The sequence below is a fragment of the Acinetobacter sp. genome (genome assembly GCF_039596015.1).
Taxonomy (GTDB): Bacteria; Pseudomonadota; Gammaproteobacteria; order Pseudomonadales; family Moraxellaceae; genus Acinetobacter.
On sequence record NZ_JBCNKN010000009.1, the window covers coordinates 37,243 to 57,568 of the forward strand.

The 20,326-nt window shown below is 40.8% G+C and carries 20 protein-coding genes and 2 tRNA genes; 11 read left to right on the forward strand and 11 right to left on the reverse strand.

Features of this window, described 5'->3' with window-relative positions; translation table 11 throughout:
• Positions 1–308: 308 nt before the first annotated feature.
• The 3 genes from omp33-36 (at position 309) to ABDV70_RS09950 (ending at position 2,495) form a co-directional block, all read left to right on the forward strand.
• Complete coding sequence (gene omp33-36 / locus ABDV70_RS09940; protein ID WP_343597440.1) at positions 309–1,223, forward strand: porin Omp33-36; 915 nt, start codon at positions 309–311, stop codon at positions 1,221–1,223.
• Between the two features lie 172 nt (positions 1,224–1,395).
• The gene (locus ABDV70_RS09945) at positions 1,396–1,767 is read left to right on the forward strand and encodes a hypothetical protein (RefSeq protein ID WP_343597441.1); all 372 of its coding nucleotides are present in this window, start codon (positions 1,396–1,398) and stop codon (positions 1,765–1,767) included.
• Positions 1,768–1,868: 101 nt separating this feature from the next.
• A complete protein-coding gene (locus tag ABDV70_RS09950) occupies positions 1,869–2,495 on the forward strand; it encodes a DedA family protein (protein ID WP_343597442.1) in 627 nt (208 codons plus the stop codon).
• Positions 2,496–2,556: 61 nt separating this feature from the next.
• On the opposite strand, the gene ABDV70_RS09955 is transcribed toward ABDV70_RS09950, so the two are convergent.
• The 3 genes from ABDV70_RS09955 to ABDV70_RS09965 form a co-directional block, all read right to left on the reverse strand.
• A complete protein-coding gene (locus tag ABDV70_RS09955; RefSeq protein ID WP_343597443.1) occupies positions 2,557–2,946 on the reverse strand; it encodes a hypothetical protein in 390 nt (129 codons plus the stop codon).
• Positions 2,947–3,045: 99 nt separating this feature from the next.
• A complete protein-coding gene (locus ABDV70_RS09960) occupies positions 3,046–3,444 on the reverse strand; it encodes a SirB2 family protein (protein ID WP_343597444.1) in 399 nt (132 codons plus the stop codon).
• A 9-nt stretch (positions 3,445–3,453) separates the two neighbouring features.
• The gene (locus ABDV70_RS09965) at positions 3,454–3,768 is read right to left on the reverse strand and encodes a BolA family protein (protein ID WP_343597445.1); all 315 of its coding nucleotides are present in this window, start codon (positions 3,766–3,768) and stop codon (positions 3,454–3,456) included.
• Between the two features lie 219 nt (positions 3,769–3,987).
• Between ABDV70_RS09965 and ABDV70_RS09970 the strand changes: the two genes are divergently transcribed.
• Positions 3,988–4,063: transfer RNA gene (locus tag ABDV70_RS09970), tRNA-Gly, on the forward strand.
• A gap of 45 nt (positions 4,064–4,108) precedes the next feature.
• Positions 4,109–4,184: transfer RNA gene (locus tag ABDV70_RS09975), tRNA-Gly, on the forward strand.
• Positions 4,185–4,536: 352 nt separating this feature from the next.
• Here the strand turns inward: ABDV70_RS09975 and ABDV70_RS09980 are convergent.
• Positions 4,537–5,577, reverse strand: a complete 1,041-nt coding sequence (locus tag ABDV70_RS09980) for a serine hydrolase (protein ID WP_343597446.1) — start codon at positions 5,575–5,577, stop codon at positions 4,537–4,539.
• 215 nt (positions 5,578–5,792) lie between these two features.
• Here ABDV70_RS09980 and ABDV70_RS09985 point away from each other — a divergent pair, with 215 nt between their 5' ends.
• The 3 genes from ABDV70_RS09985 to ABDV70_RS09995 are packed head-to-tail and all read left to right on the forward strand — an operon-like array spanning position 5,793 to position 9,446.
• Positions 5,793–6,428, forward strand: coding sequence for a response regulator (locus tag ABDV70_RS09985; RefSeq protein ID WP_343597447.1), 636 nt, complete (start codon positions 5,793–5,795; stop codon positions 6,426–6,428).
• Between the two features lie 14 nt (positions 6,429–6,442).
• The gene (locus tag ABDV70_RS09990) at positions 6,443–8,011 is read left to right on the forward strand and encodes an ATP-binding protein (RefSeq protein WP_343597448.1); all 1,569 of its coding nucleotides are present in this window, start codon (positions 6,443–6,445) and stop codon (positions 8,009–8,011) included.
• Between the two features lie 16 nt (positions 8,012–8,027).
• On the forward strand, positions 8,028–9,446 hold the full coding sequence (locus ABDV70_RS09995) for a sigma-54 dependent transcriptional regulator (protein WP_343597449.1): 1,419 nt from the start codon (positions 8,028–8,030) through the stop codon (positions 9,444–9,446).
• A gap of 56 nt (positions 9,447–9,502) precedes the next feature.
• On the opposite strand, the gene ABDV70_RS10000 is transcribed toward ABDV70_RS09995, so the two are convergent.
• The 4 genes from ABDV70_RS10000 to lptF all read right to left on the reverse strand — a co-directional run bounded on the left by ABDV70_RS10000 (position 9,503) and on the right by lptF (position 14,528).
• Positions 9,503–10,690, reverse strand: a complete 1,188-nt coding sequence (locus ABDV70_RS10000; protein WP_343597450.1) for a S41 family peptidase — start codon at positions 10,688–10,690, stop codon at positions 9,503–9,505.
• An 11-nt stretch (positions 10,691–10,701) separates the two neighbouring features.
• Positions 10,702–12,249, reverse strand: coding sequence for a 2,3-bisphosphoglycerate-independent phosphoglycerate mutase (gpmI, locus tag ABDV70_RS10005; RefSeq protein WP_343597451.1), 1,548 nt, complete (start codon positions 12,247–12,249; stop codon positions 10,702–10,704).
• A gap of 106 nt (positions 12,250–12,355) precedes the next feature.
• Positions 12,356–13,426, reverse strand: coding sequence for an LPS export ABC transporter permease LptG (lptG, locus tag ABDV70_RS10010; RefSeq protein ID WP_343597452.1), 1,071 nt, complete (start codon positions 13,424–13,426; stop codon positions 12,356–12,358).
• A gap of 10 nt (positions 13,427–13,436) precedes the next feature.
• Positions 13,437–14,528 carry an LPS export ABC transporter permease LptF gene (lptF, locus tag ABDV70_RS10015; protein ID WP_343597454.1) on the reverse strand — a complete coding sequence of 364 codons (1,092 nt, stop codon included), beginning with the start codon at positions 14,526–14,528 and terminating at the stop codon, positions 13,437–13,439.
• A 198-nt stretch (positions 14,529–14,726) separates the two neighbouring features.
• Here lptF and ABDV70_RS10020 point away from each other — a divergent pair, with 198 nt between their 5' ends.
• Genes ABDV70_RS10020 through ABDV70_RS10030 form a run of 3 tightly spaced genes read left to right on the forward strand, consistent with a single transcriptional unit; the run spans position 14,727 to position 17,222 of the window.
• A complete protein-coding gene (locus ABDV70_RS10020; RefSeq protein ID WP_343597456.1) occupies positions 14,727–16,157 on the forward strand; it encodes a leucyl aminopeptidase in 1,431 nt (476 codons plus the stop codon).
• Entirely contained in the window at positions 16,150–16,557 is a 408-nt protein-coding gene (locus ABDV70_RS10025) for a DNA polymerase III subunit chi (protein WP_343597457.1), read from the forward strand. Before ABDV70_RS10020 ends, ABDV70_RS10025 begins: the two co-directional genes overlap by 8 nt.
• Before the next feature lie 32 nt (positions 16,558–16,589).
• Complete coding sequence (locus ABDV70_RS10030) at positions 16,590–17,222, forward strand: hypothetical protein (protein ID WP_343597458.1); 633 nt, start codon at positions 16,590–16,592, stop codon at positions 17,220–17,222.
• Between the two features lie 54 nt (positions 17,223–17,276).
• Here the strand turns inward: ABDV70_RS10030 and ABDV70_RS10035 are convergent, their stop codons facing one another.
• From ABDV70_RS10035 to ribD, 3 genes are read right to left on the reverse strand one after another with little or no spacing between them, the layout of a single operon-like run.
• On the reverse strand, positions 17,277–17,936 hold the full coding sequence (locus ABDV70_RS10035) for a riboflavin synthase (protein WP_343597460.1): 660 nt from the start codon (positions 17,934–17,936) through the stop codon (positions 17,277–17,279).
• A gap of 18 nt (positions 17,937–17,954) precedes the next feature.
• Positions 17,955–19,247, reverse strand: a complete 1,293-nt coding sequence (locus ABDV70_RS10040) for a DNA adenine methylase (protein WP_343597461.1) — start codon at positions 19,245–19,247, stop codon at positions 17,955–17,957.
• Positions 19,244–20,326: a bifunctional diaminohydroxyphosphoribosylaminopyrimidine deaminase/5-amino-6-(5-phosphoribosylamino)uracil reductase RibD gene (ribD, locus tag ABDV70_RS10045; RefSeq protein WP_343597462.1), complete on the reverse strand. Its 1,083-nt coding sequence runs from the start codon at positions 20,324–20,326 to the stop codon at positions 19,244–19,246. Before ribD ends, ABDV70_RS10040 begins: the two co-directional genes overlap by 4 nt.

Sequence of the window (20,326 nt, forward strand, 5' to 3'; positions counted from 1 at the left end):
ATTTAACAAAACATTTTTATAGTTTATACAAATAAAAAATATAATACTGATTTGTATTTTTAATAACCAACAGATTACTTTTTATACAAATGTTTTTTTAACGTTTTTATTGTTTCTTATAATGCCTTGTTAAAACAGTATTTTTTGCAGAATTATCGTTCAATAATATGACTTTTTTTAACGTTTGTTTCAACTATGTTAAAAACAACTACAATTTTGAAACATTGTAATTCATCCAAATTCATTGACTTAATATTTTGTAACAATAGAATAGGCGGTATGTCCATAGAGATAATTTGGAAATTAACATGAAAAAAATCGGTTTAGCTGCGGCTGTATTATTTGCAATGACTGGTGCACATGCATACCAAGTAGAAGTTCAAGGTCAGTCTGAATATTTAGACATCAATAGTTCTGCGAACAACAAAAACTATACTGGTGATTTGAAAGGTACTTACTACTTTAAAGATGTTGACTCATCTAAAGGTCCTTTAGCTGAAGCAGCTTTCTTAAATAAAGCATCTAACGTATCACTAGGCTACCACTACGGCGAATTTAACTATAGCCGTCCTGAAGGCAACCCGAACTTCAACTACCAAGACAACAGTTTTGGTGTAAAAGGTGAAGCTTACTTCACTACACCATATACAGGTTCTTTACCACTTTATACAAGTGCGTCTTATAACCACACTCATTTAGATGGTAAAAACGCGATTTCTCCTGACGACAATGGCGACCGTTACGCACTTGAAGTTGGTGCTGAACCAACTAAAAACTTCTTGGTTGCTGTAGGTTATACACGTGCAAACCCTATTGCTCTAGATACAACTGATATCTTGACTTATGGCATTGCTAAGACTTATGGCGAAGCAACTTATAGCGGCGATCATAAAGATTTCGTTACAGCACGTGCAAAATACGTAGGTGCTATCGACAATACAAACATGGCGCTTGGTTTTGAAGCAAAAGGTATCTTCAATAACGATCGCGGTGCTTACGGTTTAAAAACTGATTTATATTTGAACCCTGCTCTAAGCGTTGGTGTTTCTTTTGCTGATACATCTAACCTTCATTCTGACTTTGATCATGTTTGGGGTGCTAATGTAAATTACTTCATTACTCCAGCAATCGCTGTTGGCGCATCTTATGTAAAAGCAAATGCTAAAAACGGCAACACTTTAGATACAGATACATATGGTCTAAATGCTCTTGTACGTTTCTAATCTAATTTAGAATCGAACATTCAAAAAGGATGCGCTTGCGCATCCTTTTTTTGTCTTAACGGCAACTTAAAAAATGCAATAAAATAAATTTTTATATCAAAAAATCCATTGTTTATTATTCAGTTATTTTTATCATACAGAATTTAGGACTTTTCACACGAAGAGGATAGAGATGCGCTTATTTGCCCTCATCATTTGTGGTGCTTCACTTCCACTCATTGCTTGTACACAAACCAATCCATTGCTTACAGAGAAAGCAGATATGGTTGGTTATTGGGAAAATCCACAACATAAACTCATCATCTTAAAAGATGGTCAATTGAAATATATTGAAACTGAACACCAAGAAGTAAAAACTGCAAGTCTTGCAGAGCAATCCAATTATCAATCTGAGATTGAAGCACCAATTACACAACTAGATAATCAACATATTCAGGTAGGTACAGGAGACTTTGCAACCTCCTTCAAAATCAACAAACTCCCCTATCAGGAACAAGGCAAATGGAAAATGATTATTAATGGACAAATCTATATCAAACATTAATTCCATTTCAAAAAATATTAGCTAAAAAATAGCAGCATTGTTACTGACTTTCAAAATACAGACTGCTAGCATCGATTAACTATTTTACTTGTGCGGTTACCATGGAACTGATCGACTTTATCCTACATATTGATTTACATTTATTAGAATTTATCCGTCAATATGGCGTATGGGTTTATGCGATTTTGTTCCTGATTATTTTTGTAGAAACTGGACTTGTCGTTATGCCATTTCTACCAGGGGACAGTTTACTCTTTGCTGCTGGCGCTTTAGCAGCGTCTACAGGGGTCATGAGCCCATGGTTACTGATTATTTTATTATTTGCTGCGGCTGTGCTAGGTGACACCGTAAATTATCACCTAGGGCGTTATATTGGCCCACGTGTATTCGAAATGAATCTAAGATTTATTAATAAAGAACACCTCATTAAAACACACGCCTTTTTTGAAAAACATGGCGGTAAAACCATTATCATTGCGCGTTTCATGCCTTTTATTCGTACCTTTGCACCATTTGTCGCAGGTACAGGAAAAATGGATTACAAGTCATTCTTGGCGTTTAATGCAATGGGAGGCTTCGCTTGGGTCGCTTCATTCGTCACTGTAGGATATCTCTTTGGTTCGCGCCCTTTTGTCAAAGACAATTTTAGTCACCTCATGCTCGGGATTATTATTTTTAGTCTACTCCCAGCAGTTTTTGAATTTATCCGTAATAAACGTCGTAAATAATATCTAATCACGCATTGTAAAAGGTCGAAGCTTAAACACTTCGACCTTTTATATTCTTCTATTATTTTACTGATCGACGGACAATAATTGGACAATTTTTAAATCGAGCTGCTTGCACAACTGCATCCTGCTCCCCCATTAAACGAGAGATTTCAGTTCTTTTGGTGTTCGATGACTGTCCTAAGTTCACGGACAGAGAAGGCCCAAAGCCCCATCCTCCACGTCCCCAGCCACCACCTAAGCCAAGCCCAATGCCCATGCCTGTACGTTTTGCAGGTTGGACACCTTGGTCTAAATATTGCTGTAATCGATTATATTCACCCTGTAACTGTCCACAGTTCAAGGATTGATATTGGGTTGGTGAAACATAAGTCGGTTTCACTGCTGTCGTTGCACATGCACTCAGAAATAGTACCGTGCTTAAAGGCAAAATAAGCTTCCAAACAGACATAAAATAAATACCCTATTTTCTTACTTCCCATCACGTTAATACAATCTTGCAATAATGTTTATAGAATCATCGTACTGATTTGTAATAACAATCCATTTACTAAAAAAGTGCAGGTTTAAACTTTACTAGACAAAGAATGGCTATGAATGCAATCCATGCCAGCACCATGCCTCCTTTTCGTTGCACAAGCAAAATTTGTTGGCTTCTTTGTCTTTTAAAAGCTTTAATCACCGAAGAAATCAAAACAATGAACAAAATAATTTTGGCATAAAACCAATGCTCTACCTGAAAATTTTTCAAATAAAGCAAACTTCCTCCTGTCACAAGCAAAATCGTAAATAAACTATGCTGTAAGGCCATGAATACACGGCGATAAGGCAAGTTTGAAATATCTTGCAGCTTGGTTTTAAATAAAATCAGGCTTTGGAAGATCAAGGTAATAAAAAAGAGAAATACTGCCGTACCATGAACAATTTTTAAAATAGAGAAATGATCCATAAGATTTGCCTACGCTTTTGGTGCATGTGCACATTCAGGGCTAGCAGGTGCTTCTCCATCCCATTCATTTGGCACATACGCATGGATCGCTAGTGCATGAATTGCGCCTCCACCAGCCGCTAGTAGGTCTCCTACTTGGCTATAAACTTTTTGGTGGCGTTGTACCAGACGTAACCCATCAAATACATCCCCCACAATAATCACCTTAAAATGTGACTCTTTGCCAGGATAATACCCACCATGACCTGAAGATTCATTCATCACCGCCAAATGTGTAGGGTGTAATGCTTGTAAGCGTTCAATTAGCTGCTGTTCTAGACTCATTGGCTCTCTCATTTCTAAATTTTCCATTTTTTAAAGTATATCAAGAATTGAATTTTTTTCTTATAAACAATCATTTCTTGTCCATTTTGCTGATTCCATGCCTTAAAATGGGCTTTATTTAAGCAAAAAATATCAATTTGTTGGTATTTTATGCAATCGAATCAAGTTTTTATTTAAACTTCTTGATTCCTGAATGAATTAAGGTAATATATGCAGCACGCGGGAATAGCTCAGTTGGTAGAGCATAACCTTGCCAAGGTTGGGGTCGCGAGTTCGAGTCTCGTTTCCCGCTCCAGATTTGGTTTTTTAAGTGTAAGTTTTAGTAAAAACTGCTCAATATGCGGGAATAGCTCAGTTGGTAGAGCATAACCTTGCCAAGGTTGGGGTCGCGAGTTCGAGTCTCGTTTCCCGCTCCAAATTCAAAAGGCACCTATCGAAAGATAGGTGCCTTTTTCTTTTTGATTTATAACAAACTTTTAAATCAAAACTTTCCCGCACTCATCTTTATCTAACTTAGCCACATCATTACCTCTAAGATTTCGTGCCAAAACGGTGACTATCTTAGAAAAATAATTTCAAATGATCATCAATTCTCTTATTTTTATCCCATGTGAGAAATTTTACTAAGGGGATTAGCAAAGCAAAAAAGAACTTCAAAGAGCTTATTATTAAAGTTCTACCCCAACTAGTAGCGTTCATGCCCCCCTAAAAATGAAAAAGAACGAGCGCATTAACTCGTTCTTTTAAATTCAAACATCGACAAATTGCTTAAATTCGTTTTGGCAAATTATTTAACCAAGTCAATAGATTCGTTGCGTCACTATTACGAGATTGTGTTGTCGGCTCACCCAATAACACAACAACAGCAGGTCGTGCATTGACCGTCGTATGCATCACCACACAACGCCCTGCTTCATTAATAAAGCCTGTTTTAGACAAATTAATATTCCAAGCACCATTTCGCACCAAAGCGTTGGTGTTATTTGACTTTAACACACGATATCCCAAGTTAAAGTCATAATGTGGAGTAGATGAAAACTGACGAATAACACCATATTTCGAGGCTTCGCTGACCAGAATTGCAAGGTCTCGTGCCGATGAAACATTACGTGGATCTAAGCCTGTAGATTCATAATAATGGGTAGATACCATGCCCAACTGACGTGCTTTTGCATTCATTGCTGCAACAAATGCAGGTTTTCCACCTGGATATGTTCGTGCCAATGCAGCAGCGGCTGGATTTTCAGATTTCATCAATGCAACCAACAATACCTCAGCCCGGTTCATCTTATCGCCTGCACGCAGAGTTGAACTTGCTTTTTTCGGACCATCAAAGTCTATAGGCTGTAAAGTGATGGTTTCAGACATATTTAAACGAGCATCTGCTGTTACGACTGCCGTCATCAACTTGGTAATCGATGCAATTGGACGAGACATGCTGCTATTTTTACTATACAGAACCTCACCCGTGTGCGCATCCATCACCAAAGCTGAACCTGCACTAATTGCAGGTGCATTATTTGAATAACGTGTATCAAAAACCTGCCCTACACTTGGTGTAGTTTTAGGCGTATGAACCGCAGCACCTCTTCTTAAAGAAGTAGAAATGCTGGTACTACCTTGCGGAGACAATTCAGAATCATCATCCTCATTAAAATATTGTTGTGCATCTGCTGTCGTCCATGCTTTTGCTTGGGATGCGCCCCCAGAGCCACTATTCACGACCAGTTCAGCAAAACTATTGGCACTAAAACCGATAAGCATTGACATGCTCAGCGCATGTACTAAAGATTTCTTTAAACTTTTCACGATATTACACTCAACTCTGTGGCGGTAAGATACATTTGCGTATTACCACGAATATGCCTTACATTTGCACAATCGTGTAACTTATATAAAGTTCAGTAATTGTGCACGACTTTTAAGTTATATTTTAGAGTAGCATTGCTAATTTTGTGGTTTGATTGCAAGCCTAATTTGCTTTATGTAACAAAAAACCCGATTTTTTTATGGGAGATCTGACGGTGATTTCAGTTTTAGTGGTAGATGATCATGAATTGGTACGTACTGGCATTTGTCGTATGCTAGCCGACCATGCCGATCTTAATGTCATTGGTCAGGCTGAATCTGGCGAAGAAGCACTTACGCTTGCGCGAGTACATCACCCCAATATTGTTTTACTCGATGTCAATATGCCAGGTATTGGCGGTGTAGAGACAACTCGACGTTTACTTCAGGTTGTACCCGATACGCGCGTGATTGCCGTAAGTGGCTTAGCAGAAGAACCTTATCCGTCTTTATTGCTAAAAGCAGGTGCAAAAGGTTATATCACCAAAGGCGCTCCAATTGAAGAAATGGTACGTGCCATTAATAAGGTTATGCAAGGTGGTAAATACTTCAGTGCAGATATTGCTGAACAACTTGCCAGCTCTTACCTTTCCGAAACTCAACAATCTCCATTTGACCTGTTATCGGAACGGGAAATGCAAGTTGCGATGATGGTGGTCAATTGTCATAGTGCCCAAGCGATTGCTGATAAGCTTTTTGTCAGTGTCAAAACGGTGAATACTTACCGTTATCGTATTTTTGAAAAGCTCGAAATTGATAGTGATGTCAAATTAACGCATTTGGCAATGCGTTATGGTTTAATCAAACCATGATTTGACCAATCCGTATGACGATCAATTTGGAAAAACAGCACGCGACACTATACCGTTTGGGAGTCTGGTATAGTGTTTATCGTCTTATTATTGCCTTTAGCTTACTACTGATTTTTCTGCTCACCTTTTCACAGATAAAAGAAAATTATGAGCATCAAAGCTTATATTTTTTCACACTGATTGTTTACTGCCTTTTGGGGTTGCTACAACTTGTAACTTTACAAATATTTCCAACAGGATTATCACAACAGCTCATTTTACTGAACACCGTTGATATTATTTGCTTTACCAGTCTTAACTTTGCTATTGGTACACCAAATTTACATATTAGCCTACTGTTTGTCGTGACTATTTTCATGGCCAGTTTACTGCTCAGTCAACGGCAGGCCTTAGTCCTCACATTATGTTCCATCATTGCGGTTTTATATTTACATTTTCTTGGTTCATGGCTCGCGTTTACCGATCTACGCAATATCGGTAACAGTGTACTTCTAGCCTTCTTATTTTTTGTCATGTACCTTGCTGCACAGTTTTCGGTTCAACGCTTCAGACTATTAGAAAATCTAAACATTGAGCAATCTCAGGAACTGATTCGACTACAAAATATCAATCGTTATATTCTCGAACAAATTGATATGGGATATCTGGTTTTAAATGAACAACAAGATGTCGTATTAAGCAACCCTGCTGCACATGCATTATTTGGCATGCCAACCATGCTTATTTTTAAGCAAACGCCTCTTAGCACTTTACAGCCCGAACTATATGCCTATTTACAGCAACGGCAACTCCAACAAGGGGAACGCTTTGTTTTTGAGATGCCATCTACCCGTAACAGTATTTTAATTCGGGTACAAAAACTCAATCTTCCTCAATCCATGCTCACGCTACTGATCATGCAAGATGCCCAGCGACTCAACCAACATGTGCAACAACTTAAACTCGCCGCATTAGGACAACTTTCTGCCAGTATCGCACATGAGATTCGCAATCCTCTCGCCAGTATCGTACAGGCCAATAGTCTGATTGTAGATGCCGATGCCGAGCAAACCCAAATGCTCCACCAGATGATTCAACGCCAATCCCAACGTATTGATCAAATCATTCATTCAACCCTAAATATGGCACACAATCAGGCAACATTACCGATCGATATTCACTTAAATCATTTTTTGCCACGTCTCATTACCGAAGATTTATATGAATTTCGCCATCAGGTTCAAATCGACCTTCGCAATGACATCCATATTTCTTTTGATGAAGCACAACTGCGTCAAGTGCTGATTAATCTGATTCAAAATGCGTTACGTCACAACTCACCTGAATATGACTATATCCACATTTACGGCTATGTGCTGGACGATGATGCCTATATCGATGTGGTCGACTTTGGGCAAGGTGTTCCTGAAAATCAGGTTAAACAACTGTTTTCGCCTTTTTTTACCACAGAAGTCAAAGGAACTGGCTTAGGTTTATATCTTTCTCATAGTTTTTGTGAAGCAAATCAGGCAAAATTAACCTATAGCAAATTACAAAACGGAACTTGTTTCCGAATCGAATGCAACGTCATTCAAGCACAATAAATATTTTTGGGGAATTATGATAACGCAACCTACTTGTGTTCTTCTGGTCGATGATGAACAGGATCTTTGTTTGCTTATGCAAATGAACTTAAAACGCATGGGGATTAATGCTGAGCTTGCACATAATGTGGCTCAAGCCAAGCAAAAACTTGCATCCCGGCATTTTCATGCCTGCCTGACAGATCTCAATCTTCCCGATGCTGATGGCATTAGTTTAGTCCAATACGTCACTGAGTATTATCCCAATACACCCATTGCCGTCATTACAGCCTATGGCAATATGGAAATTGCAGTCAATGCATTAAAAGCTGGTGCTTTTGATTTTATTAGTAAACCCATCTTACCTGAAGCATTGCAGCAACTTCTCGAAAAGGCCATTGTTCCACATGAAACGCCTGTGGTTGAAGGTAATCAGCTGGATGAACAGATGCTGATTGGGCATTCTATGCCTATGCAGCAGCTCAAAACAACATTACGTAAAATTTCCAAAACGCAAGCACCCATCTTTATTACAGGTGAGTCAGGAACAGGAAAAGAAGTGGTTGCCAATCTGATTCACCGACTCAGCAACCGTAACAACGGGCCATTCATTGCCATTAACTGCGGCGCAATTCCTGTTGAACTGATGGAAAGCGAACTATTTGGGCACAAAAAAGGAAGTTTTACAAATGCAACCCACGACAAACAGGGGTTAATTCAGGCTGCGCATGGCGGCAGTTTGTTTCTGGATGAAATTGCCGAACTCCCGATTAATATGCAAGTCAAACTCCTACGTGCGGTACAGGAAAAGAAGATTCGCCCAATTGGAGGTGATACCGAAATTGCTGTCGATTTTCGTATTATCAGCGCGACCCATCAGAACCTTGAAAACATGATTCAACAAGGTAAATTCCGTCAGGATCTATTCTTTCGTTTACATGTCATTGACGTCCAACTACCGCCTTTGCGTGAACGTGGACAAGATATTTTAGAGTTGGCTCAACATTTTATTCGGAAAATCTGTCAGGAGTGGGAAATACCTCCCCAACAACTGACAACTTCTGCACAACAATTTCTGATGCAACAGCCGTTTAAAGGCAATGTACGAGAACTCAGGAACATGATTGAACGTGCCATCACCTTGTGTGATGATCAAAAAATTGATATTGCACATTTACAAGGTGGTCGTTCTAGCATGCTACACGCCACAGACGCAACCATCGCAACATCACCAATGGAGATACAGTCTTCTTTAGCCGTAAATAAAAAACAAAAATTACCCGAAGAAGGCTTAGAGGCATATCTTGAAGAAGTTGAAAAAAATATCCTGATCAATGCACTTGAAATAACACACTGGAACCGTACCCTTGCTGCGAAAAAGTTGGGAATGTCTTTTCGTTCTTTACGTTATCGGCTGAAAAAATTTGGCCTTGATGATGATCAGAGCAATGAATAACGCATAGCATAGAACTCTTCCAACCAGCGATTAAACCAGTTTGGAAGAGTTCTCACTTATGATTTGTGCTTCAGCAATAAATCAACCACATTGTCGATATACAGTTCGTCTTTCATATCGATAGGCAACGCATAAATTTGGTTTGGTTGAATCCCTTGCCCATCAATCATATTACCTTTGGGTGTGTAGTAGTGGGAAACAGTCATCTGTAGCGCAGCACCACTCGGCAATGGAAATAGCTTTTGTACCACACCTTTTCCATAACTTTTTTCACCCATAACCCATGCACGGTTATGCTCTTTGAGTGCCGCAGTAAAGACCTCTGCGGCCGAAGCTGAACGTCCATTAATTAAAATGCCAAGCTTTACTTTACTAAACTCACTTCCCGGAAGTGCCTGAAAAGTCTGATTACCTTCCGAACGACTTTTCGTGGTCACAATCACCCCATTATTTAAAAATAAATCGGCAGTTTCCACAGCGGCAGACAGTAATCCACCGGGGTTGTTTCTTAAATCAATTAAAATTGCTTTGAGCTTTCTTTCTGGGTACTGCTCAATAATACTTTTGATTTCACTGGCTGTTTCTTGTTGAAATACAGGAACTTTAATGACTAACACTTGGTTGTGTAACATTACAGCCGACACTTCAACTTCAACTTTTTTGTTACGAACCACTGTAATTGGCTGCCCAATTAAACTGGTTTGTACCGTCAGTACCGTTCCGACAGAACCATAAAGTAAATTACGCACTTGTTCATGGTTTAAATCTTTCAGTTCCTGATTATCAATTTTATAAACCACCATGCCATTGCGTAGCCCTAACTTAACCGAGTCCGCATCATCGCGAAGGCTGCTGATCATCCATTGACGATGTGATTTATCAAACGTCAAATCGAAATCGGCCGAGGCAACATCCCCTTCAGTATATTGCACCAGTTGTCGATAATCTTCAGGAGATAAATAACGTGAGTAGCGGTCTAGTCCACCGACCAAACCTTTAATAGATTGCTCAAAAAGTGCATCATCCGATTTTTCACTGACATAGTTATCTTTGACAATGCCATAAATCTGAACAAATTTTTGTATCGCCTCTATGGGGATTTCATCATTATTATGGCTATCTGCTTCATCCGTATCATAATCTGCTTCTACAGACGGATGATCGTTATTCGCCGCAAATACAGGATGGCTCAAATAGCCACAAAGCAACATTCCAAATAGAAGCTGTTTTACGATTTGACCCATCCACTCACCTTTTATCCTTTTAATGTAATCAGGTTTTTTCCTTTCATTTCTGTCGGGATTGGCAATTGCATCAAATGCAATAATGTTGGTGCAACATCTGCCAATACCCCACCCTCAGCAATTTCAGCTTGGGTTGGGCCAACATAAATAAAAGGAACTAACTCTGTTGTATGTTGTGTATGTACCTGACCACTGTCGTAGTCTTGCATTTGTTCAACATTACCATGATCGGCTGTAATGAGCATATGACCTTTTTGTGCCATAACTGCTTCATAAACACGACCTAAACAGGTATCAACAGCTTCAACTGCTTTGACTGCTGCGTTAAAAACACCTGTATGTCCGACCATATCACCATTGGCATAATTCACAACCAAAAGATCATATTCACCTGAATTGATTGCATTCACCAATTGATCGGTGACTTCGTATGCACTCATTTCTGGTTTTAAATCATAAGTTGCAACATTTGGAGATGGAATCAGGATGCGTTTTTCACCCGGGTACTCATCTTCACGCCCGCCACTAAAAAAGAAGGTCACGTGTGCATATTTTTCAGTTTCTGCAATACGCAACTGTGTTTTACCTAGGTTTGAAAGGTATTCGCCTAGCGTATTGTGCAATGCTTCTGGCATATAAGCGACAGGCGCATCAATGGTTGCCTGATAGCGGGTTAACATCACATATTTAGACAGTCTTGGCACGACGTTACGCGTGAAACCAGCAAAATCTTTCTCAACAAATGCACGAGTCAGTTCACGCGCGCGGTCTGCACGGAAATTCATAAAGACCACACTGTCACCGTCCTGAACGGCTGCAAGATCGCCAATGCGAGTCGCTTTTACAAACTCATCACTTTCGTCTGCCGCATACGCCTGTTGTAGACCTTCTTCAGCCGAAGCAACCACACGAACAGCTTCACCTTCAGTGATTAAACGATACGCTTGTTCTACACGATCCCAACGGTTATCACGATCCATTGCAAAATAACGACCAATCATGGTCGCTATACGCCCTTGGTTTGGATATTGGGCAAATAGTGCATCAAGTTTTTGTAATGAAGGTTCTGCGCTCTTTGGCGGGGTATCACGACCATCTAAAAAAGCATGCAAATAAACCTGTGCGCCACGTTGTAACGCCAATTGACACATTGCCACAATCTGGTCTTCATGTGAATGCACACCACCTTCTGACAACAAGCCCATAATATGGACTGCACCATTGGCAGCTTTAGCTTTTTCTACTGCATCAATGAGGACTTCGTGCTCAAAAAAAGCACCTGAACGAATATCTTTTGTAATACGGGTAAAGTCCTGATACAACACACGACCTGCTCCGAGGTTCATGTGTCCAACTTCAGAATTTCCCATTTGTCCATCAGGTAAGCCAACGTCCTCACCTGAACCAGAAATAAGACTATGCGGGTGATGTGCTTGCATCGCTGTAAGATTTGGGGTTTTTGCTGCTAAAAAAGCATTATCTTCTACAGCCTCACGATGACCAACACCATCCATGATCACCAAGACATGAGGAACTTTACCTGCCTTCGCATCCGTCATTTTCTATTCTCTTTCTGTTGTGACTTGAGTGGGGGTTATCTTACCGAATTTTTATACAATTCTCTATTGCAATTAGGCGAGCTTATCGCTCGCCTAATCAAAGAAATTACTTGGCTCGGTTGAGCAAATATCCACCTACCATAAAAATAAGTAGAATCGGAACAAAGACAAACCAAGCAGGCGATGGGCTATACACCAGACTTGCATATCCTAAAAAGTCTTGCATGTAATAAAAACCAAGTCCCACAAACAATGCAATCACTAAACGAAACCCCATCGATTGTTGACGTAACGGCCCGAAAATAAATGAACAGGCAATAACCACCAATGCAATGACTGAAAATGGCATGGCGACTTTTTGCCAAAATGCCAATTGATAGGTTTTCGGCACTTGGCTATACGCTGAAAGATAACGCATGAATGAAACCAATTGACCCGGTGCAAGTTCATCAGGGTCAGCCGTTACCATATGTACGTATTTCGGTTGTAATGCCAATGCAACAGGTAATTGCACAGTACGTGTCAGTGTTGCATCCCCTGTCGGTTGAATTTGGGTTTGCTGTACGTTCTGTAAATTCCACTCGGCTTGTTGACCGAAGCTGCCTTTTTCAGCGAGCAAATCTTCTTTCAGACGATAATTTTGGTCGAAATCCAAAATTTGGATATTACGTAACTCACCTTGTGAGTTGGCATAGTCAATATAAATAAAACGCTGCCCTTCTCGTGTCCAGTAGCCACGAACTTCACCTAAACGACTGACTTCTTGCTGTTTCTTGATACTGTCAGCGCGCTCGTTGGTATAGGGAATAACCCACTGAATCAATACAAAAGATAAAATAACCAAAAGTAAGGCAGAACGAATAACCCAGCCCACAATGCGCCATAAGCTAATGCCCACTGAACGCATCACAATCAGTTCACTGTTCGATGCAAGTGTCCCTAAACCAATCACTGCACCAATTAATGCTGCAATTGGTAGAATTTCATACAAATAATGTGGTGTATTCCAAAAAACGTATTCAAGTGCTTTTACTGCGGTATAGCCTTTTTTAAGAGCACTTAACTCTGCCAAATAAGTGAATAGTGCCTGTAAAAGCCCTAAAACAGCCGTTGTGCCCAACATTGCCAAGGTGGCTGTAGTCGTCACATGTTTTGCAATTAAGCGTCGTGCGAACATTAATACAACCTCACTTATTCAATTTTAAATTGAGCTTAGCCGTTAAATTTGGCTTTCGCAGGAAAAATAACGTAACAATAGCATAAGTAAATAAGACTGCTGGGTATGCCCATATTCCCAACTCGGCACGGGTAATACGTGTCTTAATCGCCATTAATGCCACAATCAAACTGGCAAAAATTAAGATTGCAGGCAGTAAGCGATAATAACGCCCCTGACGTGGATTAACTTCAGACAATGCAACAGCCAACATTAAAGCAACAATCATGGCAAATGGTACAAAAACACGCCATCCTAACTCACTCTCAATCACAGGGTCTTGACGTTTTTCCCACAGTTGTGAAATCCGCATCGCTTCAGCCTGAGTACCTGTGACATCTTCTTCTTTATTATTTTCAATTCTTAAACGATAACGCTGAAATTCGGCTTGGGTATAACGTGGTTGTCCAGGATAAAGCTCATAACGGCGACCATCAATCAGGTCAACAACACTTGCAGGGTCGTTTGGAATTTCGACACGAGTTGCCTCACGAGCCAAAATCACCACATTCGGTTTCCCTTCTTTTTCAGCGCGTTGATAAAACACAATGTCTTTTAAATTTTTACGGTCTTCCGATAAATCACTGGCATAAATAGTGTAAACCCCCGAAGAAACAAACTCTTTTGGGCGCACCAAGTCAAACCCTGTGCGTACAGCTTGTGTACTCGACAGTTGTTCATATTGACGTAAGCCCCAAGGTGAAACCCAAACCATGAGGATCATTTGAAGTGCGAGAAAAGCAATGGTTAATGGCAATAGTAGTCGTGCAAGATGATTACGACTGATCCCACTACTATTGAGTACCGCCATTTCATGGTCGATATACAAACGTCCAAAAACCAGCATTAATCCAATGAAAAAGCCAAGCGGCAAAATCAAGGTCAAAAATTCGGGCAAACGATAGCCAACGATGCTAAAGAGGATACTTGCATCCAATCGCCCTTGGGCTGCGATACCAAAATATTTGATCAATCGCCCACCCATCATGATTAATGTGAGCAAAGCAATCACAACGAGCGAGGTCTCTATAACCTGTTTGACTAAATAACGCCGAATAATCAAAAGGAAACTTCCTTAAAATTTAAATGCAATGAAATTTGAAACCATGCGTCTATTTTACGTATAGAATCAAGATAACTGCGTAGTTTAACCGAATATGTAGAATAAAAAAGCTATCCTCATCTTGCACATTACAACGTGATCAAGTGTAATATTTCAATAACTCTATATTTATCTACATCTACAGGCATTTATCAGCGCATGAAAATTTCTTTAAAAACCAGCCAGACCTCTGGTTCTGCCTTGATTGTTTTAACAGATGCAAAACAAATCGAATCAAAAGAATTTACCGCAGCACTGCCTCAACTTGCGACTTTGATTGAAGCGACTCAATACAAAGCTAATTTAAATGAGATTTTACCTTTAATTGGGCTAAATCAACATTATCCATTTTGTAGTTTTATCGGTTTAGGTCAGGACGATGAGTTGAATGCCAGCAAAATGGCAAAGTTGGCACAAAGTATCATTCAGCTTGCACAGAGAAAATATGCAACGCTTGACCTTGATATCACGCATCTGCCTGCGTCATTGCATTATGTGTTTACCTTGGCACTGACTCAAGCCAATTATGCTTTTGATGAGTACAAATCGAAAAAAAATGAGGCTCAACTTGAACACATTCACCTGATTGGCAGTACCTTGTCTGAAAACCAAATCGAGTTAATTCATGCAATCCAATCAGGACAAAATCTGGCACGTGATTTAGGCAATCGTCCAGGCAATATTTGCTATCCAGAATATCTGGCAAAATTGGCGCAAGAACTGGCAGACGAATTTCCAGACCAACTCAAAGTTACCGTGCTAGATGAACAACAAATGGCTGACTTGGGCATGAATGCTTTCCTTGCCGTAAGTCAAGGTTCTGCACATGCAGGCCGCGTCATTACCCTTGAATATTTGCCAAATCGTGAAGAAGCCCCTGTGGTCTTGGTCGGTAAAGGCGTTACTTTTGACACTGGTGGCATCTCACTCAAACCAAGTGCCAACATGGATGAAATGAAGTTCGATATGTGTGGCGCTGCCTCGGTATTAGGCACAATTCGTGCACTATGCGAAGCGAAACTCCCAATTCATATTGTGGGTGCTATTGCAGCAGCAGAAAACATGCCATCAAGCAAGGCGACTCGTCCGGGCGATATTGTGACGACCATGAGTGGTCAAACCGTTGAAATCTTAAATACCGATGCCGAAGGTCGTTTGGTTTTATGTGACACGCTTACCTATATCAAGCGTTTTAACCCTGCTGTAGTGGTCGATATCGCCACGCTAACAGGCGCTTGTGTGGTTGCCTTAGGTAAAGTCGTAAGTGGCTTATTCTCAAGTGATGATGACTTGGCTCAGGAAATTCAAACTGCGGGCGAACAAAGTTTTGACCGTGTTTGGCGCTTACCTGTCATGGATGATTATCAAGAATTGCTAGATTCACCATTTGCCGATATTGCCAATATCGGTGGGCCACACGGTGGAGCGATCACAGCGGCATGTTTCTTACAGCGTTTCACCCGTGACTACCGCTGGGCGCATCTTGACATTGCAGGAACTGCTTGGTTATCTGGTGCCAATAAAGGTTCAACAGGACGCCCTGTTCCTTTACTCATGCAATTCATTGCTAATCGTAGTCAACATGACTGATATTAGTTTTTATTTGTTTGAACACAGTCCTGAACGACAAGCCTACAGTGCTTGTCGTTTATGTCGTAAAATACTCAAACAACCCAAAAAAATCTGGTGGTTTTGTGACGATTTTGCACAGCAAAAACAGCTAGATACTTTATTGTGGAGTTTTGATCCGAGCAGTTTTATTCCACATGGAATTCACGATCTGCAAGGAAGTATTTGTATTTCCGAACATTTACCTAAAGCGGGTCAATGGATTATTTTCAATTTCAGTAAACAGGCACTTAAACCTCAAGATACGTTTGAACACATTATTGAAATTGTTGAAAATGAGGAATCGACTAAAATAGTGGGTCGCGAGAAATTTAAACACTATCGAAAACTGGGGTTAACTCCCCGAACTTTTAAACTATAAAGATTGAATTGAAGATTCATAGGAGTGAAATAGTGGCTTTAGACGTTGGAGCAGATTTTAAAAAGCGTTGGCTCAATGCCCCACAAGCCGTTCGTCAAACTTATTTGAACGATCTCACTCGTATTTGTGAATTACTTAATCATGACACACGTCTGGATACTTGGTTAAGTTACAACAAGCAGGCTCAACTTGAGTCTTATGCCACCATTGAAAACACCTATGCGGATCTCAAAGCACAACTCATTGAAGAAGCGCGTCTTCGCAAGCAACGAGAACTAGAACAGTCACTTGCCAATAAACGCGAGCAACAACAACAATTTGCTCGGCAGTTACAACAAGATGAGCAACAGCAGCAGCATACGCAAACTGAAACGCTACAGCACTTGCAACAACAGGTACTGTCTGAATTTCAAGACTATGCAACACGCTATCAAAAAAATCAGATCCAGCAGGTTGCAGTCAATATCCCTAAAGTTCAACCCAAGCCTGCCACTGTGGTCACGCCAGAACTTCAAGAAGCATTGGATAATCTAAAAATTCGTCTAGAACTTGAAGCCGAAAGTTTAATAGAACAAATTGAAGCTGCGGTCAAAGGCTTTAATTTAAAGCTTCAACAAGCAGCTGAGGAAGAGATTGCTTATCTTCTCAAACAAGATAAAAAATAAGTCTTTAAAATAAAAACCTCGGGGCAAATTGAAACTTGCCCCGAGGTTTTGGCTTTATTTTAAAAAGCCATTTTCTGCTAAAAATGCCATGCTCAGCTTTGACTCTTTCGATTGAGTCGCGGCTTTTTCGCCTAACAATAAGCGTTCAATGTAACGTGCCAAAATATCAACTTCCAGATTGACCTTTGTGCCCATTTTCCACGAACCAATATTGGTACGCTCGGCTGTATGCGGAATCAGATTTAAACTCAATACATTTCCATGCAAGTGATTAATGGTCAGACTAATGCCATCGACTGTAATCGAACCTTTTTCAGCCAAATATTTTGCCAGTTCTACAGGTGCAGTCACTTCAAAATATAATGACCGTGCATCATGACGGACACAGCTAATTTCGCCAACACCATCGACATGGCCACTGACAATATGTCCGCCAAAACGTGTCGTCGGTAACATGGCTTTCTCGACATTCACAGATTGACCCACTTGCCATTGCCCTAGCGTGGTTCGATTCAGACTTTCACGTGAAACATCGGCACTATACCAACCCTGTCCCCATTCAATGACCGTTAAACAAATACCATTGGTTGCAATCGAATCACCTAAATGAACATCGGACATGTCCAGATCTGTGCCAATGCGCAAACGCACATCGCCACCTAACTGCTGCAAGCTTTCAACCTGACCTACACTTTCTATAATGCCTGTAAACATTTGCTCACGCTCTCAAATTTACCAAAGTGCCAATTGGGTGCTGACACCAGACGTATCTACACCGCCCAATTCGGCATAATGATACAGTTGCCCAAGCAATTGCCGTAATGGTGGTCCAGACTTGGTATGTGTGTCGGTAATCACAATAAACTCTAGCACACGTGCCCGTTCCGACTGACGTTGCTTACTAACACGGTAACGCGGAACATCTTGCGTTAATAATGTCACATGCCCTCTTTCCAGATTTGCTTTTAACAAATCCTTGGCTTCGATATTTCCATCTGTTGAATAACTGGTCAAAATATAACGTGCATTGATAGTCGACAGTAGCGTTTCGTAAGCCTCTTTAGCATGTTTGGATGAGTTATACGGACTAGGGCGTTCTTTGCGCCACGCACGGTCAATCCCGCTTTTAAAGCCTTTCGTATCTGGCGGTGGTAAATCGACCTGATCCCACAAGGTCAGTGAATTCAACACGTGGTAATTACTGCTATAAGCATGTTGGTTATAGGGTGGATCCAGATAAGCCACATCAACTTCAAAGCCATTCATCTGATTTGCAAGATGTTGTGCATCAACACACCACATTTCTGCCATCGGATTTTTTAAATCTCCTGTTTCACAGAAACGGCTTGGTGTTAACCAGAGTAATGACTCGATACGCTCCAATGCTGTTTGGGTTTTCCCACCCCAACCATGATGGAAGCTTTTAAATACACCACTGGTATTACTCACAAAACTTGCCGAATATAGCAACGGTGCAAGCAATGCACTCATTTCCACATCGTCAATTGCGCCTTGTGCTTGCCAAGTTGCAATTTGCTGACGAATCGCATCAATCCGCATCCCATTACGGCGTTTAAAAAACAAACGGTCTCGTGCAGGGTCATATTCTTCGTCATTACGTGGGCATAAGTTATGTGTTACCCAACCTTTGACAAGAGGCAATCGGTTTAGATAATCAATCGCTTTTTGATATCCGCCCAGTTCTTTAAATTTAGGGGCTTCAACACAAGATAAAATCGCATGATTCAAGGCGTGACTATACGGTTCCCAGTCATTGGCAATAACTCGGTAACCATTTTGACGTGCCAACCGCGAAACAACACCACTGCCTGCAAAAAAGTCCGCAAAAATAGGCGCACGGTTTGACTTGTTGTTGAGTGTTCCAGTTAATTCAAGAGCTTCTAAAATCAAATGCAACAAACGTCTCTTGTTCCCTAAATAAGGCACAAGCTGATGAAACAGGTATTCATCTGTTGTTCGGGCTGCATGTCGACGTTTATGATAAACCGTTGTCTCTGAATTCATAGTGACTCTTGTTGTGGCGTTAAGCTTAAACGCAAATCATTGCCCAACTGGGTCACATCTTTGAGTCTAAAGCGTTGTTGTTGCGCCAAAGTTTGAAAATCTGCTTGGAACATGGCACGAGCGGATTGCCCTAACAACGTCGGTGCGATGTAATGAATCATTTCATCGACCAGACCTTGTTGCAAAAAGGCTGTGCTTAAAGTCGCCCCAGCTTCCACCAACACATCATAGATATGGTGTTGTTGGCATAATGTTTGTAAAAGTGTCGCTAAAGGCTGATCTGCAAATTGTGTTACACCTAAATCTGCCAGTTCTTGTCTGAATGGGCCAACCACCATCACATCTTGAGCTTGTGCCAAAATTTTGGCATTTAAAGGCAACCGCCCTTGTCGATCCAGAATCACACGTTTCGGTTGTACTATCTGATCAAGCTCGACATTGGGTAAAGCACGTACATTTAACTGACAGTCATCGGCTAATACTGTCTGGATACCCGTGATAACTGCACCCGAAATTGCGCGCCAATGCTGTACGTCCTGCCGTGCTTTTTCACCTGTAATCCACTTGGACTCACCCGATGCCATTGCCGTTCGTCCATCCAAACTAGATGCAACTTTTAAACGCACATACGGCATTTGGCTAGACATTGCCTTTAAAAAACCTAAATTTAACTGACGTGCCTGCTCATCGCATACTCCCGAGCGAACCGCTATGCCTGCATTTTCTAAAATTGCAACGCCTTTTCCAGCCACCAACGGATTTGGGTCTAAACAAGCAATGATGACATTTTTCACCCCTGCTTTGACCAAAGCTTCAGCACAAGGCGGTGTCCGACCATAATGCGCACAAGGCTCCAAAGTCACATAAGCCGTTGCATCTTTGGCTTGTTCGGCTGCTTGTCTTAATGCAAACACTTCGGCATGGGGTTGTCCTGCACGTGGATGAAATCCTTCTCCGACAATTTGACCATTTTTAACAATCACGCAGCCCACATTCGGGTTTGGTTTGGTCGAGTATTGTCCTTGTTGTGCCAAGGCAATCGCACGTTGCATATAATCAAGATCAGAATATTCAGACAT

What these genes read in the sequence shown, in the direction of transcription:
- omp33-36 (WP_343597440.1), top strand. Translation starts at nt 309, where the DNA reads ATGAAAAAAATCGGTTTAGCTGCGGCTGTATTATTTGCAATGACTGGT.
- ABDV70_RS09945 (WP_343597441.1), top strand. Translation starts at nt 1,396, where the DNA reads ATGCGCTTATTTGCCCTCATCATTTGTGGTGCTTCACTTCCACTCATT.
- ABDV70_RS09950 (WP_343597442.1), top strand. Translation starts at nt 1,869, where the DNA reads ATGGAACTGATCGACTTTATCCTACATATTGATTTACATTTATTAGAA.
- ABDV70_RS09955 (WP_343597443.1), bottom strand. Translation starts at nt 2,946, where the DNA reads ATGTCTGTTTGGAAGCTTATTTTGCCTTTAAGCACGGTACTATTTCTG.
- ABDV70_RS09960 (WP_343597444.1), bottom strand. Translation starts at nt 3,444, where the DNA reads ATGGATCATTTCTCTATTTTAAAAATTGTTCATGGTACGGCAGTATTT.
- ABDV70_RS09965 (WP_343597445.1), bottom strand. Translation starts at nt 3,768, where the DNA reads ATGAGTCTAGAACAGCAGCTAATTGAACGCTTACAAGCATTACACCCT.
- ABDV70_RS09990 (WP_343597448.1), top strand. Translation starts at nt 6,443, where the DNA reads ATGACGATCAATTTGGAAAAACAGCACGCGACACTATACCGTTTGGGA.
- ABDV70_RS09995 (WP_343597449.1), top strand. Translation starts at nt 8,028, where the DNA reads ATGATAACGCAACCTACTTGTGTTCTTCTGGTCGATGATGAACAGGAT.
- ABDV70_RS10000 (WP_343597450.1), bottom strand. Translation starts at nt 10,690, where the DNA reads ATGGGTCAAATCGTAAAACAGCTTCTATTTGGAATGTTGCTTTGTGGC.
- gpmI (WP_343597451.1), bottom strand. Translation starts at nt 12,249, where the DNA reads ATGACGGATGCGAAGGCAGGTAAAGTTCCTCATGTCTTGGTGATCATG.
- lptG (WP_343597452.1), bottom strand. Translation starts at nt 13,426, where the DNA reads ATGTTCGCACGACGCTTAATTGCAAAACATGTGACGACTACAGCCACC.
- ABDV70_RS10020 (WP_343597456.1), top strand. Translation starts at nt 14,727, where the DNA reads ATGAAAATTTCTTTAAAAACCAGCCAGACCTCTGGTTCTGCCTTGATT.
- ABDV70_RS10025 (WP_343597457.1), top strand. Translation starts at nt 16,150, where the DNA reads ATGACTGATATTAGTTTTTATTTGTTTGAACACAGTCCTGAACGACAA.
- ABDV70_RS10035 (WP_343597460.1), bottom strand. Translation starts at nt 17,936, where the DNA reads ATGTTTACAGGCATTATAGAAAGTGTAGGTCAGGTTGAAAGCTTGCAG.
- ABDV70_RS10040 (WP_343597461.1), bottom strand. Translation starts at nt 19,247, where the DNA reads ATGAATTCAGAGACAACGGTTTATCATAAACGTCGACATGCAGCCCGA.
- ribD (WP_343597462.1), bottom strand. Translation starts at nt 20,326, where the DNA reads ATGTCTGAATATTCTGATCTTGATTATATGCAACGTGCGATTGCCTTG.